This window comes from Bacteroides gallinaceum, assembly GCF_030373775.1.
GTDB lineage: Bacteria > Bacteroidota > Bacteroidia > Bacteroidales > Bacteroidaceae > Phocaeicola > Phocaeicola excrementipullorum.
This window is the reverse complement of record NZ_JAUDEN010000003.1, coordinates 150,641-164,509: the sequence shown is the minus strand read 5'-3', so window position 1 is coordinate 164,509 and position 13,869 is coordinate 150,641. Positions and strand designations below refer to the sequence as shown.

Below are 13,869 nucleotides of genomic sequence, written 5' to 3'. Positions count from 1 at the left end.
ACCACTCCACGCAAAAAGGAAAGGCATCCTTTTTCTGAAAATTAAGGCATTTCACAAATTTTAAGACAACAGTCTGCATTTCTGTCAGCCAACGGAACTCTTTACTTCAAGGCATAGAACTGTTCGATAAGCGAAGTCAGATTGGCAGTAAACAAGCGGACGGAAATAGCCAGCAGGATGATTCCGAAAAACTTCCGGATGACATAAATTCCGCCCTTGCCCAAAAGACGCTCGATGCGGTCGGTCAGCTTAAGCACCAGAAAAACGCATATCATATTCAGTACCAGCGCCAGAATAATATTGACCGAAGCATACTCCGCCCGCAACGAAAGCAAGGTAGTAAACGAACCGGCTCCTGCCAGCAGCGGAAAGACAAGAGGAACAAGCGTCGCCTCTTTAATGGGGCCGATATTCTTGAATATCTCAATGTCAAGAATCATTTCAAGCGACATCAAGAAAATAACGAAAGCACCGGCCACCGCAAACGAAGCTATATCCACCTGAAAAAGACGCAACATCATGTCACCGGCAAAAAAGAATCCCAGCAACAACGCAAAAGCGATAAGCGTAGCACGAATAGCGTTGACCGTCCTTCCCTTCTGCTTCTGATCTAAAATAATCGGTATAGCCCCGAATATATCAATCACGGCAAAAAGCACGATAAAAGCGCTCAACAGCTCTTGAAAATCAAATGCACCCATAAGTCTTATAAGTCTTGAATCAGTTTTGGGCAAAGATAGCACAAATTACAATAAATACAACCAGACAATCAAAAACAAATTTCCCCACGAACTCTGTATCTCTAGCCTGAAGATACAAATCTTCAGACTAAAGATATATATATCCAACCTGGAGATGCACATCTTCAGACTGAAGATACAGAAACAGCCGCGACAAAGATCAAAAACATTATCAGACTGTAAGAAACGATAAAAAAGATAAAAGGCAGCACGGCAAACGCATCCTTGTCAAATTTATGGTTAACTTTGTATGTTAAAACGATAACTTAACAAAGTTAATGAAAATGGAATTTCAAATGTATGACAAGCTGTTGCAGCTACCGCTATTTCAGGGATTGGGAAAGAACGAGTTCACCCAAATCATTGAAAAAGTGAAACTGCATTTCCATAAATACAGCAAGGACGCAATCATTGCAAGAGAAGAGGAGGCATGCAAAAAGCTTATCTTCATTCTGGACGGAGAAGTGTTGTATGAAGCGTATGATCCGGACCAGAAATACATGCTTCAGGAAACCATAAAGGCGCCCCATATCATCGAGCCATACTCGCTCTTCGGGCTGAAGCCGTACTACAGCGCAACTTACTTCGCTTCCACAGAAACTAACGTACTGACCATCGACAAGAAATATCTGCTGATCAACCTCAGGCTCTACGATATCTTCATGCTCAACTACCTCAACATGCTGAGCAGCCGGGCGCAAATGCTCAACAAGAAATTATGGGACGTACGCATAGGAAACACGTACGAAAAAATCATATCGTTCCTCACACTGCGCTGCAACACGCAGCAGGGACCGAAAACATTGTATGTGAAGATGGAGGATTTTGCCGAAATGCTCACCGACACCAGGCTGAACATCTCGACCGCCCTCAATGACATGCAGGACAACGGACTGATAAAGCTCAGCCGGAAGAAAATATTAGTGCCCGAGCTTGCAACGCTGATTGACTTCTGTAAAAACAAAAAGAAAAAGGAAACGAACAAATGAACACCCACAGAGAAAACCCTTTTCTGCACGCATACGGAACACCGCACGAAACCGTTCCGTTCAACCGGATTGAGCTGAATGACTATGAGCCTGCCATCCGTGAAGGAATGAATGAGGAAGACAGGGAAATCGAGCGGATAACCGACAATACGGAACCGCCCACTTTCGAGAACACCATTCTGGCTCTGGAGAATTCGGGCGCACTGCTGGAACGTGTCACCACCGTGTTCTTCAACCTGATGAGTGCGGAAACATGCGATGAAATGGACGCGCTGGCAGAAAAAATGATGCCGGAACTGTCTGAACACAGCAACAACATAAGCCTGAACCCCAAGCTGTTCAGCCGTATCAAACAGGTGTATGCGCAAAAAGAATCGCTAAAACTGACTGCTGAAGAGGAACAGCTTCTGCAAAAGACTTACGACGGATTCATGCGCAACGGGGCAGACCTCTCCGACAGCGACAAGGAAATCTACCGGAAACTGTCGGCCGAACTGAGTTCGCTCACCTTGAAGTTCGCCCAAAACCACTTGAAAGAAACAAACAGCTTCGAACTTGTCCTGACAGACAAAAACGAACTGGAAGGATTGCCGGAAAGCACCGTCGAGGCTGCCAGACATGCCACTGAGGAAAAAGGCAAGAAAGACTGCTGGATGTTTACCCTGCAGGCACCCAGCTATGTGCCTTTCATGAAATACAGCGCAAAACGCGGGCTGCGCAAGAAGCTCTACATGGCTTACAACACGCAATGCACGCACGCCAACGAATACAACAACACGGAAATAGTGAAGCGGATTGTAAACATCCGCATGGAAATGGCACAACTGCTCGGATTTAAAGACTTTGCGGACTATGTGCTGCGCAAACGGATGGCAGAGAACAGCGGCAATGTATACAAGCTGCTGAACGACTTGCTGGATGCCTATTCTCCAGCCGCACGCAAGGAAGTGGAGGAAGTTGAAAAATTGGCACGCGAAACGGAAGGCGAAAACTTCATCCTGATGCCCTGGGATTTCTCTTATTATGCCGAAAAGCTGAAAGACCGGAAATACAGCCTGAACGACGAAGAACTTCGCCCCTACTTCGAGCTGGGCAAGGTAAAGCAGGGAGTTTTCGGACTCGCCACAAGACTTTACGGAATCACTTTCAAGGAAAACAAGGAGATTCCCGTTTACCATCCCGACGTTCAGGCTTATGAGGTATACGACAAAGACGGAAGCTACCTGGCCGTACTTTATGCCGACTTCCACCCGAGGGCAGGCAAACGCTCCGGCGCATGGATGACCAGCTACAAAGAGCAATGGACCGACGCTGAAGGCAACAACAGCCGTCCGCACGTTTCCATAACAACGAACTTCACGAAACCCACTTCCGATCGGCCGGCATTGCTGACTTTCTCAGAAGTGACCACTTTTCTGCATGAATTCGGACATGCGCTCCACGGCATATTCGCAAACACCCGGTTCAAGAGCATGAGCGGAACCAACGTATACTGGGATTTCGTAGAACTTCCCTCTCAGATTATGGAGAACTTTGCGACGGAAAAAGAGTTTCTGAGCACCTTCGCACGCCATTACGTGACAGGAGAGCCGATTCCGGAGGAACTGATCCGGCGCATAATCGATTCGTCCAACTTCAATGCGGCTTACGCTTGCCTGCGGCAAGTAAGCTTCGGACTGCTCGACATGGCATGGTACACCCGCACCTCACCGTTTGAAGGGGATGTGAAAGCCTACGAAAAGGAATCGTGGACAAAGGCGCAGACACTTCCCCAACCCGACGAAACCTGCATGAGCGTACAGTTCGGCCATATCATGTCGGGAGGCTACGCCGCCGGATACTACAGCTACAAATGGGCGGAAGTGCTGGATGCCGACGCGTTCTCGCTATTTCAGGAAAAAGGCATATTCAACAGCAAAGTGGCGCAGTCGTTCCGCGACTGCATCCTGTCGAAAGGAGGCACCGAACATCCGATGACGCTCTACAAACGCTTCCGCGGACAAGGGCCAACAATCGATGCACTGCTCAGAAGAAACGGAATAAAACAATAACATTATTGATATACAATTATGAAGAACTTAAGATACATCCTGGCTGTAGCAATGCTTCCGCTGATTTTGTGCGGATGCAACCAGGAGGATGACATCATGGAAATATTTGTCAGCGGGAAATGGCAACTCGTAAACTATTATTCCGGCGGAAACTGGGATGACTGGAACAAGCCGGGACGGCCCAAATACACCACGCAAGGCGATCTCAAGCAACTGCTCGATCTGAGCATAACCTTCAAAGACGACGGCACCTTTGAAGGTACATTGAGCGGAGGAACATTCAGCGGAAAATGGAGCGCCAATCCGGACGACCGCAGCTTCTCCATCTCCGACAATGTGCAGACAAGCATTCAGACAAGCGGAAAAAACGCAGAGTTCATCAACACCCTGAAGCTCGTAAAATATTACAAAGGGGACAGCAACTTGCTCCAACTGGCCCCGCAAGAACGTACAACTTTTATGCAGCTAAGGCATCTTGACTAACCGGCAGATTATGAAACAGACAGAACATAAACAGGAAATCTTGGATAAAAGATACATGCGCATGGCACAAATATGGGCAGAGAACTCCTATTGCCAGCGCAGGCAGGTGGGCGCGCTGATCGTGAAAGACAAAATGATCATTTCCGACGGATACAACGGCACGCCTTCGGGCTTCGAAAACGTATGCGAAGACGAACACGGACTGACAAAGCCTTATGTACTTCACGCAGAGGCAAACGCCATCACCAAAATAGCACGCTCAAGCAACAGCAGCGAAGGCGCTACCATGTACGTGACCGCATCTCCGTGCATCGAATGCGCCAAACTGATTATACAGGCAGGCATCAAACGTGTGGTCTACGCTGAAAAATACCGCCTGGAAGACGGTATCGAACTGCTGAAACGGGCTGACATAGAGGTAGTCTACCTGAATCCAGAAAACATATAAAACAAAAAGATATGAAAAACAACAATTCACGGTTCATGCCCTTCCTGCTGGCAGTGTGTCTGGTAGCAGGTATAGCCATAGGCACATTCTATGCGAACCATTTTTCCGGAAACAAACTGGGCATCATCAATACTTCATCCAACAAACTGAACGCGCTGCTGCATATCATCGACGAACAATACGTGGATACAGTCAACATCACAGACCTGGTGGAGGAAGCGATGCCCCAGATACTTTCTGAACTCGATCCGCACTCTTCCTACATTCCAGCCAAAGACCTGGAAGCCGTCACCGCAGATCTGAAAGGCAGCTTCAGCGGAATCGGCATCCAATTCACTATCCAGGACGACACCATCCATGTGAACAGTGTAATAAAAGGCGGACCTTCTGAAAAAGTCGGACTGATGGCCGGCGACCGCATCATTGAAGTGGATGATTCGGCATTCGTCGGAAAAATCGTCACCAACCAGGAAGCCATGAAACGTCTGAAGGGAGAAAAGGGCAGCAAGGTGAAGTTAGGCATCTACCGCCCCGGAGAAAAAGGAACGCTTCATTTTACGGTGGTGCGCGGCGACATTCCGGTCAAAAGCGTTGATGCAGCCTATATGATCACCGACAAGTTCGGTTATGTAAAGGTCAACAAATTTGGAGAAACCACTTATCCCGAACTGTTGGTTGCACTGGCCAAGCTGAATCAGAAGAACTGCGAAGGGATGATTATCGACCTGCGGGGGAACACAGGGGGATATATGGCAGCTGCCATCCAGATGGTGAACGAATTTCTGCCTAACAACCGACTCATCGTCTATACGCAAGGGCGCAAGGCTCCGCGTGAGAACTACACGTCAAACGGGACAGGAAGCAGCCAGAAGATGCCGCTCATCGTGCTGGTGGACGAAGGGTCGGCATCCGCAAGCGAAATATTTGCCGGAGCCATCCAGGACAATGACCGCGGAACCATCATCGGACGGCGCTCGTTCGGCAAAGGGCTGGTGCAGCAGCCGATAGAGTTCAGCGACGGTTCTGCCATCCGGCTGACCATTGCCCGCTACTACACCCCTTCGGGTCGCTGCATCCAGAAGCCTTATGAAAAAGGGAAAGAAGACGAATACGAACTGGATCTGCTGACAAGATACGAACACGGGGAGTTCTTCTCGGCCGACAGCATCAAGCAGAACGAGAAAGAAGTATACCATACCAGCCTGGGACGCCCGGTTTATGGAGGCGGAGGAATCATGCCTGACATTTTCGTTCCTCAGGACACGACCGGAATGACTTCTTATTTCCGCATGGCGGCAAACAGGGGACTGATCATCCGGTATTCGTTCGACTATACAGACCATAACCGGCAGAAACTGCAAGAATACGATACACCGGAAAAGATGGAAGCTTACCTGAAAAAGCAGAACCTGCTTAACCAGTTTGCTGGATGGGCTGAGAAAAGGGGACTGAAACGCCGCAATAATCTCATGATGAAATCAAGAGAGTTGTTCGAGCTCAGCCTGTATGGAAATATAATCTATAACATGTTGGGCATTGAAGCTTATATCGAGTTCTTGAACAAAACAGACAATACGGTGCAGAAAGCAGTGGAAGTGCTCGAGAAAGGAGAATCTTTCCCGCAGGCTCCTGCATCCGAACAAGCAGCCAAAGAAAATGATGAACGAAGAAAAACAGAAGCTGCGTAAGCAAATTGCCGCTCAAAAGAAACTGTACGCCGAAGCGCAACTTTCAGAATGGTCTTCCAGCCTGCTGCAAAAGCTGGAAGACCATCCGCGCTTCAAACGGGCGCAAACCGTATTGCTCTATCACTCTCTTCCCGACGAAGTGCAGACACACAAGTTCATCGAAAAATGGGAAAAGAGCAAACGGATTGTACTGCCTGTCATCAAAGGCGATGAACTGGAACTCAGAATATACAATGGCATAAGGAATCTGAAGCCGGGTTGTTTCGGCATCGGAGAGCCGGCCGACGGAACGCTCGTCGAAGAACAAGACATCGAATTGGCTATAATCCCCGGAGTGGCATTCGACAGACAGGGCAACAGACTTGGCCGGGGAAAAGGCTATTACGACCGCACACTGTACAGGCTCAGACACACCTACCGCATCGGCATATGCTTCGGATTCCAACTGCTGGATAAAATCCCGGCAGAAAGCAGCGATCAGAAAATGAACGAGGTATGGACAGAAAACGGGCGTGTCAGCGAAACACAATATCCACTATAACTTGCGAACCTACCTGAGCATTCAAATTGCGGACAAGCATCTCGCGCGCCATCATCAGTTCCTGGCGCACCACAGACGAAGCAAGATGCACGTAAAGCACCTGGTTACGGATATAAAGATTCGTTGTGTAGCGGGTAACGGCCGGTCCCACCACATCTTTCCATGCGTCTACCAGACGATATTCATTCAGCGGCGTTTCAAGTCCCTCCAAACGGAGATACCGCCTGATTATATCACCTAACAGTTCGGTATTGCTCCGCTTCATAAATCCTCCTTCCGTTCCGACACAATGCCGTTGTCCACTTCAAAAAGCTTGTAGTCGCCTTCGATTTTGCGCAATATTTTATCCAGATGGTCACGGTTTGTGTCAGTAATGAATATCTGCCCGAAACTGTCCCCTGCAACCACTTTCACAATCTGCTCCACGCGCGAAGCATCCAGCTTGTCAAATATGTCGTCAAGCAGCACCAACGGAGTAGTCCGGCTTCCTGTACGCTTCAGAAATTCAAACTGAGCCAGTTTCAATGCAATCAAGTACGTTTTGTTCTGCCCCTGCGATCCTTCGCGCTTAATGGGGAAATCGCCTATTTTCATAATCAGGTCATCCTTATGAACTCCTTTCAAAGAAAATCCCATAACCCTGTCCTTCTGCCGGTTCTGCTGTATTTGGGCAAGCAGATCTCCCTGCGAAGCACACGACTGATAGGCCAGACTTACACATTCCTGATCCTGCGATATATAAGAATAATATGACTGGAAAATAGGTATGAACTCATCAATGAAAGCTTTCCGCCCTGCATAGACAATCTCCCCGGAAGACGCCATCATTTCTTCCCAAACCGACATCAGCTCTTCATCCGGTTCAACCTCCGACTTCAACAGAGTGTTGCGCTGGCTGACAGCCTTGTTGTAACGAATCAAGGCATCCAGGTATCCGCGGTCATACTGCGAAATCACCATGTCCATGAATTTGCGCCGTTCCTCACTTCCGCCGGCAATCAACAAAGAGTCAGAAGGAGAAACCAGCACCAAAGGTATCAGCCCGATGTGGTCGGAAAAACGGCTGTACTCTTTTTTGTTGCGCTTGAACTTTTTCTTTTGGCGGGCTTTCAGTCCGCAATAGAGTTCTTCCGGCTCTCCTCCGTCCGTTTCATAGAATCCCTGAAGGACAAAAAAGTCCTGCCCATGACGGATATTCTGGGAATCGACAGAGTTTGTCGCACTTTTGCAGAACGACAGATAATACACCGCATCCATCAGGTTGGTCTTTCCCATTCCGTTCTTCCCGATGATGCAGTTCATCTTCCGCGAAAAATCCAGTTCCACTTGCTCCAGATTCTTATAATTAAGTATTGATATCCGTTTCAGCCACATATTTCCATCCTTTTACGATACAAAATTAAGAATAAAAGCAGTATTGATAAAAAAACATGGCTCCAAATTTCATTTATAAGTATAAATAAACTACTTTTGCTGACTGAAAATCGAACAAGGAAATAATAAAAAAACAACAATAAAAATGACTGAACAAAAGCACACTCACGAACCTATGAATGTGGACGAAGCATTAAGCACTTCTGAAGCGTTCCTGATCAAAAACAAAAACGTATTCTTGGGAGCCATCGTTGCAATAGTGGTTATCGTCGGCGGATTCTTGGCCTACAACCATTTCATCGCTACCCCAAAAGAAATCAAAGCTTCTGAAGCAATATTCAAAGGCGAACAATACTTCGGAATAGACCAATTTGAAATCGCACTGAACGGCGACAGTCTGGGATATGCAGGCTTCGTAAAGCTGGCTGATGAATTCAGCGGCACCGATGCCGGAAATCTGGCAAACGCTTATGCAGGAATCTGCTATGCGCAGCTTGGCAAATACGAAGACGCTGTGAAATATCTTGACAAGTTCAGCGGCAAAGACGCACTGGTAGCACCGGCTGTTTTAGGAACATTGGGAAACTGCTACGCGCAGCTCGGACAGCTTGACAAGGCAGCTTCAACGCTTCAAAACGCAGCCGAGAAGGCAAACAGCATGACACTCAGTCCGATTTATCTGATTCAAGCCGGCCAGATTCTCGAAAAGCAAGGCAAAAATGAAGATGCAGTAAAAGTATATAAAGAGGTAAAGACCAAGTATGCCAATTCTTACCAGGCAATGGATATTGACAAATACATCGAACGCGCTTCTTTGAAATAATACAAAAACATCCTTGATGATAACGATTGAAGCGAAGGACCGGAACAGATTCTGATTCTTCGCTTCAGTCATTTATAAAACAATATTTAAACCACAAACCACTATGGCTACAGCTTATCATAACTTGTCAGACTATGACTTCAATTCTGTTCCGGACGCATCGGAAATGCGTTTCGGCATTGTCGTTTCAGAATGGAACCACAACATAACAGGAGCACTGCTTGAAGGAGCAGTCAAGACACTGAAAAAACATGGAGCCAAAGATGAAAACATCTTGGTATACACTGTCCCGGGAAGTTTTGAACTGACTTTCGGATCAGCCCAATTCGTCAAAAGCGGAAAAGTAGATGCGGTCATCGCTTTGGGATGCGTAATACGCGGAGAAACTCCTCACTTCGACTATGTATGCAGCGGTGCTACACAGGGACTCACCCACTTGAATGCAACTCAGGACATACCTGTTATTTACGGACTCATCACAACCAACAATATGCAGCAGGCTGAAGATCGCGCTGGCGGGAAATTGGGTAATAAAGGAGATGAATGTGCTGTAACAGCAATAAAAATGATTGATTTTGTTTGCAGATTAAGAAAATAGTTGTACCTTTGCAACGCAATTGAAAAAACAACAGTTCATTGCGTGTTGGGCAAGTACCAGAGTGGCCAAATGGGGCAGACTGTAAATCTGCTGGCTTATGCCTTCGGTGGTTCGAATCCATCCTTGCCCACACAATTGCGGAAGTAGCTCAGTTGATAGAGCATTAGCCTTCCAAGCTGAGGGTCGCGGGTTTGAGTCCCGTCTTCCGCTCTTTTTCATAATTACAACAAAATGGGGGCAAGTACCAGAGTGGCCAAATGGGGCAGACTGTAAATCTGCTGGCTTATGCCTTCGGTGGTTCGAATCCATCCTTGCCCACACAACTGCGGAAGTAGCTCAGTTGATAGAGCATTAGCCTTCCAAGCTGAGGGTCGCGGGTTTGAGTCCCGTCTTCCGCTCCACTGAATGGATGTATCATTGCGATGCATCCATTTTTTTGTATGCACAAGAAAAAAGGAAGACCCAAGCCTCCCTCTTTCAAATACTTAAAACGCAACCAACGCTCAGAAGCGTATCTCTCCGCTTCCAAAGCAGATGCGGGCATCACGATCGTAAATCACGCCGAACTGCCCCGGAGCAATTCCCTGCAACGGAGCCTCAGACTCCAGCACATAGACTGAACTTTCACCTGCACGCATCAACTTCCCTCGGATAAACTCCGGAGTATGGCGGATTTTGAAACAAACGTCGACCGGAAACGTTTCACCAAGCCAAGGGTCATCTGTAATGAAATGAAAATCATGCAAGCAGACCCGAGTTCCATATTGCAAAGGCGTATCATAGCCATGTGACACATAAACCACATTGCTGTCAATATCCTTATCAACCACAAACCACGGACCGCCGCCTAATCCCAGTCCTTTGCGCTGCCCGATGGTATGAAACCAGTAGCCACGATGCGATCCCAGAATCTTGCCGGTTTCTTTTTCCACGACCGCACCTTCTTTCTCTCCCAAGAAATGACGGATAAAGTCATTGTAATTAATCCTTCCCAAGAAACAAATGCCTTGACTGTCCCGTCGTCTGGCATTGGGCAGCTTCATATTCAAGGCGATTTCTCTCACCTCGCTTTTCATCAGCTTCCCCACAGGGAAAAGCAGTTTGGACACTTGCAGGCTGTCAATCTGCGCCAAGAAATCGGTCTGATCCTTCACCGGGTCTACAGCGGTTCCCAACCATATTTTACCCTCGCGCTCAAGCGTAGTGGCATAATGCCCTGTAGCCGTCTTATCAAAAAGATGCCCTACCCTTTCTTCAAAACAGCCGAATTTTATAAGGCGGTTGCACATCACGTCCGGGTTTGGAGTAAGCCCACACCGCACTTTCTCGATAGCATAAGTTACTACCCGGTCCCAATATTCCTGATGCAGATCGACCACCTCCAAAGGCAAGCCGTAACGCCGGGCCACGGCATGACACATTTCCAGATCTTCTTCCATCGAGCAGTCTGAATAACCGCTTTCATTATTACCTATACGGATATAGAACAGGGACGGTTTATAGCCTTCCGCACACAACTGATGCACAGCAACAGCACTGTCAACCCCTCCCGACAACAACACAGCAATTTCCATCAATAAAAATCTCCTAAATAAAAAATAAACCAACGGCAACCGATGCCAATCAGGGCACAGCCCCAAAGATACATGCAAAAACAGAGAAAGGAAACGGGATGTAAAAGTATCTCCAAAGAAAGACCCACTGAAGTTCAGTGGGTCTTAAATTCTCTTTGTGGACCTGGAGGGAGTCGAACCCTCGTCCAAACAAGGAAGCCATACGCTTTCTACATGCTTATCTCTGCCTTCGGTTTTCGTGCATAAGCAAGACCAGAGCCACCCACTTGTGCCTTAGTCCCTAAAATTTCATCCCAGCCGCAGGACAAGACTGAAACTATTCCCGATTTTGCTGCACCGCTTTATCAAACGCTTCGGAACAAGAGCTTTTGAGCGATGTCTCGTTTCCGCCACTGTGGCAGAAATAAAGCTAATCTACTGTACTTCGATTAAGCAGCGAGAGCATAGTTTTCGTTGCCAGATAAAAGTTCAGTAACTGAGATTATAGTGCAAATCACCGACGCACTGCATGCTTACATACCACCTCTCTCGCTGTCAAAACCAAACAAGCCCAAGAGTTCTGTATCTAATATGGGCTGCAAATATATCATATTTTGCTGAAACGGCAAAAGAATCCATAAAAAATTCACCGCAAGGCAAAAGCCTGCGGTGAATTACCACTATCTGCAGCAAAGAAAAATCAATGATGGAACAGACGGATGCCCGTAAATGCCATTGCAATGCCATACTTGTCGCAAGTGGCGATAACATGGTCGTCGCGTACAGAGCCTCCGGCCTGAGCGATGAACTCCACGCCGCTCTTGTGCGCACGCTCAATATTGTCACCGAATGGGAAGAAAGCGTCAGATCCGAGGGAAACTCCCTTCAGCGATTTCAGCCAATCACGTTTTTCTTCACGCGTCAGCACTTCCGGCTTCTCGGTAAAGAACTGCTGCCATACGCCTTCGGCAAGCACGTCGTCGTGTTCTTCACTGATATACACATCAATCGTATTGTCACGGTCGGCCCGGCGGATTTTTTCCACCCACGGCAAATTGAGAACCTTCGGATGCTGGCGCAGATACCAGATATCCGCCTTATTGCCTGCCAGACGGGTGCAGTGGATACGGCTTTGCTGCCCGGCACCGATACCGATAGCCTGACCGTCCTTCACATAACATACGGAATTTGACTGGGTATATTTCAGCGTAATCAGCGCAATCATCAGATCACGTTTGGCCTCATCCGTGAAATGCTTGTTCTGTGTCGGAATGTTTTCGAACAATTCGGGGCCGTTCAGCTTGATTTCATTGCGTCCCTGCTCGAAAGTAACGCCAAACACATCTTTATGCTCTATCGGATTCGGCTTGTATTCCGGATCGATCTTGATGACATTGTAAGTTCCCTTACGCTTGCTTTTCAATATTTCCAGCGCCGCATCGGTATAGCCCGGAGCAATGACACCGTCAGAAACCTCCCGATGAATAAAGCGTGCGGTTTCTTCATCGCACACATCACTCAGGGCGATGAAATCACCGTAAGAAGACATACGGTCGGCGCCGCGGGCACGCACATATGCATTGGCCAGCGGAGAGAGCGGCAGATCATCCACAAAATAAATTTTCTTCAATGTATCGTCCAGCTCCAAACCGATAGCAGCTCCGGCAGGACTTACATGTTTGAATGAGGTTGCGGCCGGCATACCGGTAGCTTCTTTCAATTCTTTCACCAACTGCCATCCGTTCAACGCATCCAGAAAATTAATGTATCCGGGGCGTCCGTTCAGGACTTCAATCGGCAGTTCTCCCTCCTGCATGAAAATGCGGGCCGGCTTCTGGTTAGGGTTGCAGCCGTACTTGAGTGCGAGTTCTTTTGCCATATATTTTCAGTTTGATAGATTTTCTACAAAAATACGAAAAATCCCGCATCCCTGATTAAAGCCAGGCGAAAGATTATGTATTTTTGCCTGAAAAAGAATCCTAAATACAAAGAATCATGATAGACGAACTGCTTAAATTCAACGGCTCTTTCGTGGAGAGCAAGGGATATGAAAAATACATCACAAACAAGTATCCTGACAAGAAAATTGCCATTGTGACCTGCATGGACACACGTCTGACCGAACTGCTCCCCGCCGCACTGGGAATCAAGAACGGCGACGTGAAGATGATAAAGAACGCAGGAGGAACCATCAACCACCCGTTCGGAAGTGCCATGCGAAGCCTGATGGTGGCTATCTATGAACTGGGAGTGAAGGAGGTGATGATTATCGGGCATACGGACTGCGGAGTGCAGCACATGGACAGCGAAATAATGCTGAAACACATGCGCGAAAGAGGGGTTTCGCAAGACCACATCGACATGATGGAATACTGCGACGTGAATCTCCGCCAGTGGCTCAGCGGATTCACCGACACGGAAGAAGCCGTACAGAAAAGCGTAGCCATCGTGAAGCATCACCCGCTCGTTCCGAACGACATCTCTGTCAGAGGATTCATCATGAACTCCGTCACCGGGGAGCTTGTGGAAATAAACGCCGAATAGTTCCGCCAAATAAAAAAAGACGCAACGCCCCAAACCG

The 13,869-nt window shown here is 47.7% G+C and carries 14 protein-coding genes, 4 tRNA genes and 1 other RNA gene; 13 read left to right on the top strand and 6 right to left on the bottom strand.

Annotated elements, in window-relative coordinates:
- Positions 1 to 101: 101 nt before the first annotated feature.
- Positions 102 to 701, bottom strand: coding sequence for a MarC family protein (locus QUW60_RS03005; protein ID WP_258338110.1), 600 nt, complete (start codon positions 699 to 701; stop codon positions 102 to 104).
- A gap of 323 nt (positions 702 to 1,024) precedes the next feature.
- Here QUW60_RS03005 and QUW60_RS03000 point away from each other — a divergent pair, with 323 nt between their 5' ends.
- Genes QUW60_RS03000 through QUW60_RS02975 form a run of 6 tightly spaced genes read left to right on the top strand, consistent with a single transcriptional unit; the run spans position 1,025 to position 6,940 of the window.
- Positions 1,025 to 1,729 carry a Crp/Fnr family transcriptional regulator gene (locus tag QUW60_RS03000; RefSeq protein WP_258338111.1) on the top strand — a complete coding sequence of 235 codons (705 nt, stop codon included), beginning with the start codon at positions 1,025 to 1,027 and terminating at the stop codon, positions 1,727 to 1,729.
- Positions 1,726 to 3,780, top strand: coding sequence for a M3 family metallopeptidase (locus QUW60_RS02995; protein WP_289558382.1), 2,055 nt, complete (start codon positions 1,726 to 1,728; stop codon positions 3,778 to 3,780). The genes QUW60_RS03000 and QUW60_RS02995 overlap by 4 nt, the downstream gene beginning before the upstream one ends.
- An 18-nt stretch (positions 3,781 to 3,798) precedes the next feature.
- A complete protein-coding gene (locus QUW60_RS02990) occupies positions 3,799 to 4,263 on the top strand; it encodes a DUF4847 family protein (RefSeq protein WP_289558381.1) in 465 nt (154 codons plus the stop codon).
- 10 nt (positions 4,264 to 4,273) lie between these two features.
- Positions 4,274 to 4,711 carry a dCMP deaminase family protein gene (locus QUW60_RS02985; RefSeq protein WP_289558380.1) on the top strand — a complete coding sequence of 146 codons (438 nt, stop codon included), beginning with the start codon at positions 4,274 to 4,276 and terminating at the stop codon, positions 4,709 to 4,711.
- An 11-nt stretch (positions 4,712 to 4,722) separates the two neighbouring features.
- The gene (locus QUW60_RS02980) at positions 4,723 to 6,399 is read left to right on the top strand and encodes a S41 family peptidase (protein WP_289558379.1); all 1,677 of its coding nucleotides are present in this window, start codon (positions 4,723 to 4,725) and stop codon (positions 6,397 to 6,399) included.
- The gene (locus tag QUW60_RS02975) at positions 6,368 to 6,940 is read left to right on the top strand and encodes a 5-formyltetrahydrofolate cyclo-ligase (protein WP_258338116.1); all 573 of its coding nucleotides are present in this window, start codon (positions 6,368 to 6,370) and stop codon (positions 6,938 to 6,940) included. The genes QUW60_RS02980 and QUW60_RS02975 overlap by 32 nt, the downstream gene beginning before the upstream one ends.
- On the opposite strand, the gene QUW60_RS02970 is transcribed toward QUW60_RS02975, so the two are convergent.
- Both QUW60_RS02970 and recF read right to left on the bottom strand, forming a co-directional pair.
- On the bottom strand, positions 6,915 to 7,205 hold the full coding sequence (locus tag QUW60_RS02970) for a DciA family protein (RefSeq protein WP_289558378.1): 291 nt from the start codon (positions 7,203 to 7,205) through the stop codon (positions 6,915 to 6,917). The two genes, QUW60_RS02975 and QUW60_RS02970, sit on opposite strands and share 26 nt — an antisense overlap.
- Complete coding sequence (gene recF / locus QUW60_RS02965; RefSeq protein WP_258338118.1) at positions 7,202 to 8,314, bottom strand: DNA replication/repair protein RecF; 1,113 nt, start codon at positions 8,312 to 8,314, stop codon at positions 7,202 to 7,204. The genes QUW60_RS02970 and recF overlap by 4 nt, the downstream gene beginning before the upstream one ends.
- 145 nt (positions 8,315 to 8,459) lie before the next feature.
- On the opposite strand from recF, the gene QUW60_RS02960 reads away from it, so the two are divergent.
- From QUW60_RS02960 to QUW60_RS02935, 6 genes are all read left to right on the top strand, one after another.
- Complete coding sequence (locus QUW60_RS02960; protein WP_258338119.1) at positions 8,460 to 9,137, top strand: tetratricopeptide repeat protein; 678 nt, start codon at positions 8,460 to 8,462, stop codon at positions 9,135 to 9,137.
- Between the two features lie 103 nt (positions 9,138 to 9,240).
- Positions 9,241 to 9,735, top strand: coding sequence for a 6,7-dimethyl-8-ribityllumazine synthase (gene ribH, locus QUW60_RS02955; RefSeq protein ID WP_258338120.1), 495 nt, complete (start codon positions 9,241 to 9,243; stop codon positions 9,733 to 9,735).
- A gap of 47 nt (positions 9,736 to 9,782) precedes the next feature.
- Positions 9,783 to 9,865, top strand: a tRNA-Tyr gene (locus QUW60_RS02950).
- Between the two features lie 7 nt (positions 9,866 to 9,872).
- A tRNA-Gly gene (locus tag QUW60_RS02945) sits at positions 9,873 to 9,945 on the top strand.
- 25 nt (positions 9,946 to 9,970) lie between these two features.
- A tRNA-Tyr gene (locus QUW60_RS02940) sits at positions 9,971 to 10,053 on the top strand.
- A 7-nt stretch (positions 10,054 to 10,060) separates the two neighbouring features.
- Positions 10,061 to 10,136 (top strand) — tRNA-Gly (locus QUW60_RS02935).
- Between the two features lie 102 nt (positions 10,137 to 10,238).
- On the opposite strand, the gene mnmA is transcribed toward QUW60_RS02935, so the two are convergent.
- The 3 genes from mnmA to QUW60_RS02920 all read right to left on the bottom strand — a co-directional run bounded on the left by mnmA (position 10,239) and on the right by QUW60_RS02920 (position 13,167).
- Positions 10,239 to 11,309 (bottom strand): tRNA 2-thiouridine(34) synthase MnmA, encoded by a 1,071-nt coding sequence (gene mnmA / locus QUW60_RS02930; RefSeq protein ID WP_289558377.1) that lies wholly within the window; start codon positions 11,307 to 11,309, stop codon positions 10,239 to 10,241.
- A 155-nt stretch (positions 11,310 to 11,464) separates the two neighbouring features.
- Positions 11,465 to 11,861: a transfer-messenger RNA gene (gene ssrA / locus QUW60_RS02925) on the bottom strand.
- 127 nt (positions 11,862 to 11,988) lie between these two features.
- Entirely contained in the window at positions 11,989 to 13,167 is a 1,179-nt protein-coding gene (locus QUW60_RS02920; protein ID WP_289558376.1) for a phosphoribosylaminoimidazolecarboxamide formyltransferase, read from the bottom strand.
- 116 nt (positions 13,168 to 13,283) lie between these two features.
- Between QUW60_RS02920 and QUW60_RS02915 the strand changes: the two genes are divergently transcribed.
- Entirely contained in the window at positions 13,284 to 13,832 is a 549-nt protein-coding gene (locus QUW60_RS02915) for a beta-class carbonic anhydrase (RefSeq protein ID WP_258338123.1), read from the top strand.
- Positions 13,833 to 13,869 lie beyond the last annotated feature (37 nt).

Coding starts and splice junctions, on each gene's coding strand:
- QUW60_RS02975 (WP_258338116.1), top strand. CDS start 6,368: ATGATGAACGAAGAAAAACAGAAGCTGCGTAAGCAAATTGCCGCTCAA.
- QUW60_RS02960 (WP_258338119.1), top strand. CDS start 8,460: ATGACTGAACAAAAGCACACTCACGAACCTATGAATGTGGACGAAGCA.
- recF (WP_258338118.1), bottom strand. CDS start 8,314: ATGTGGCTGAAACGGATATCAATACTTAATTATAAGAATCTGGAGCAA.
- QUW60_RS02980 (WP_289558379.1), top strand. CDS start 4,723: ATGAAAAACAACAATTCACGGTTCATGCCCTTCCTGCTGGCAGTGTGT.
- QUW60_RS02995 (WP_289558382.1), top strand. CDS start 1,726: ATGAACACCCACAGAGAAAACCCTTTTCTGCACGCATACGGAACACCG.
- QUW60_RS02915 (WP_258338123.1), top strand. CDS start 13,284: ATGATAGACGAACTGCTTAAATTCAACGGCTCTTTCGTGGAGAGCAAG.
- QUW60_RS02985 (WP_289558380.1), top strand. CDS start 4,274: ATGAAACAGACAGAACATAAACAGGAAATCTTGGATAAAAGATACATG.
- QUW60_RS03005 (WP_258338110.1), bottom strand. CDS start 701: ATGGGTGCATTTGATTTTCAAGAGCTGTTGAGCGCTTTTATCGTGCTT.
- mnmA (WP_289558377.1), bottom strand. CDS start 11,309: ATGGAAATTGCTGTGTTGTTGTCGGGAGGGGTTGACAGTGCTGTTGCT.
- QUW60_RS03000 (WP_258338111.1), top strand. CDS start 1,025: ATGGAATTTCAAATGTATGACAAGCTGTTGCAGCTACCGCTATTTCAG.
- QUW60_RS02970 (WP_289558378.1), bottom strand. CDS start 7,205: ATGAAGCGGAGCAATACCGAACTGTTAGGTGATATAATCAGGCGGTAT.
- QUW60_RS02990 (WP_289558381.1), top strand. CDS start 3,799: ATGAAGAACTTAAGATACATCCTGGCTGTAGCAATGCTTCCGCTGATT.
- ribH (WP_258338120.1), top strand. CDS start 9,241: ATGGCTACAGCTTATCATAACTTGTCAGACTATGACTTCAATTCTGTT.
- QUW60_RS02920 (WP_289558376.1), bottom strand. CDS start 13,167: ATGGCAAAAGAACTCGCACTCAAGTACGGCTGCAACCCTAACCAGAAG.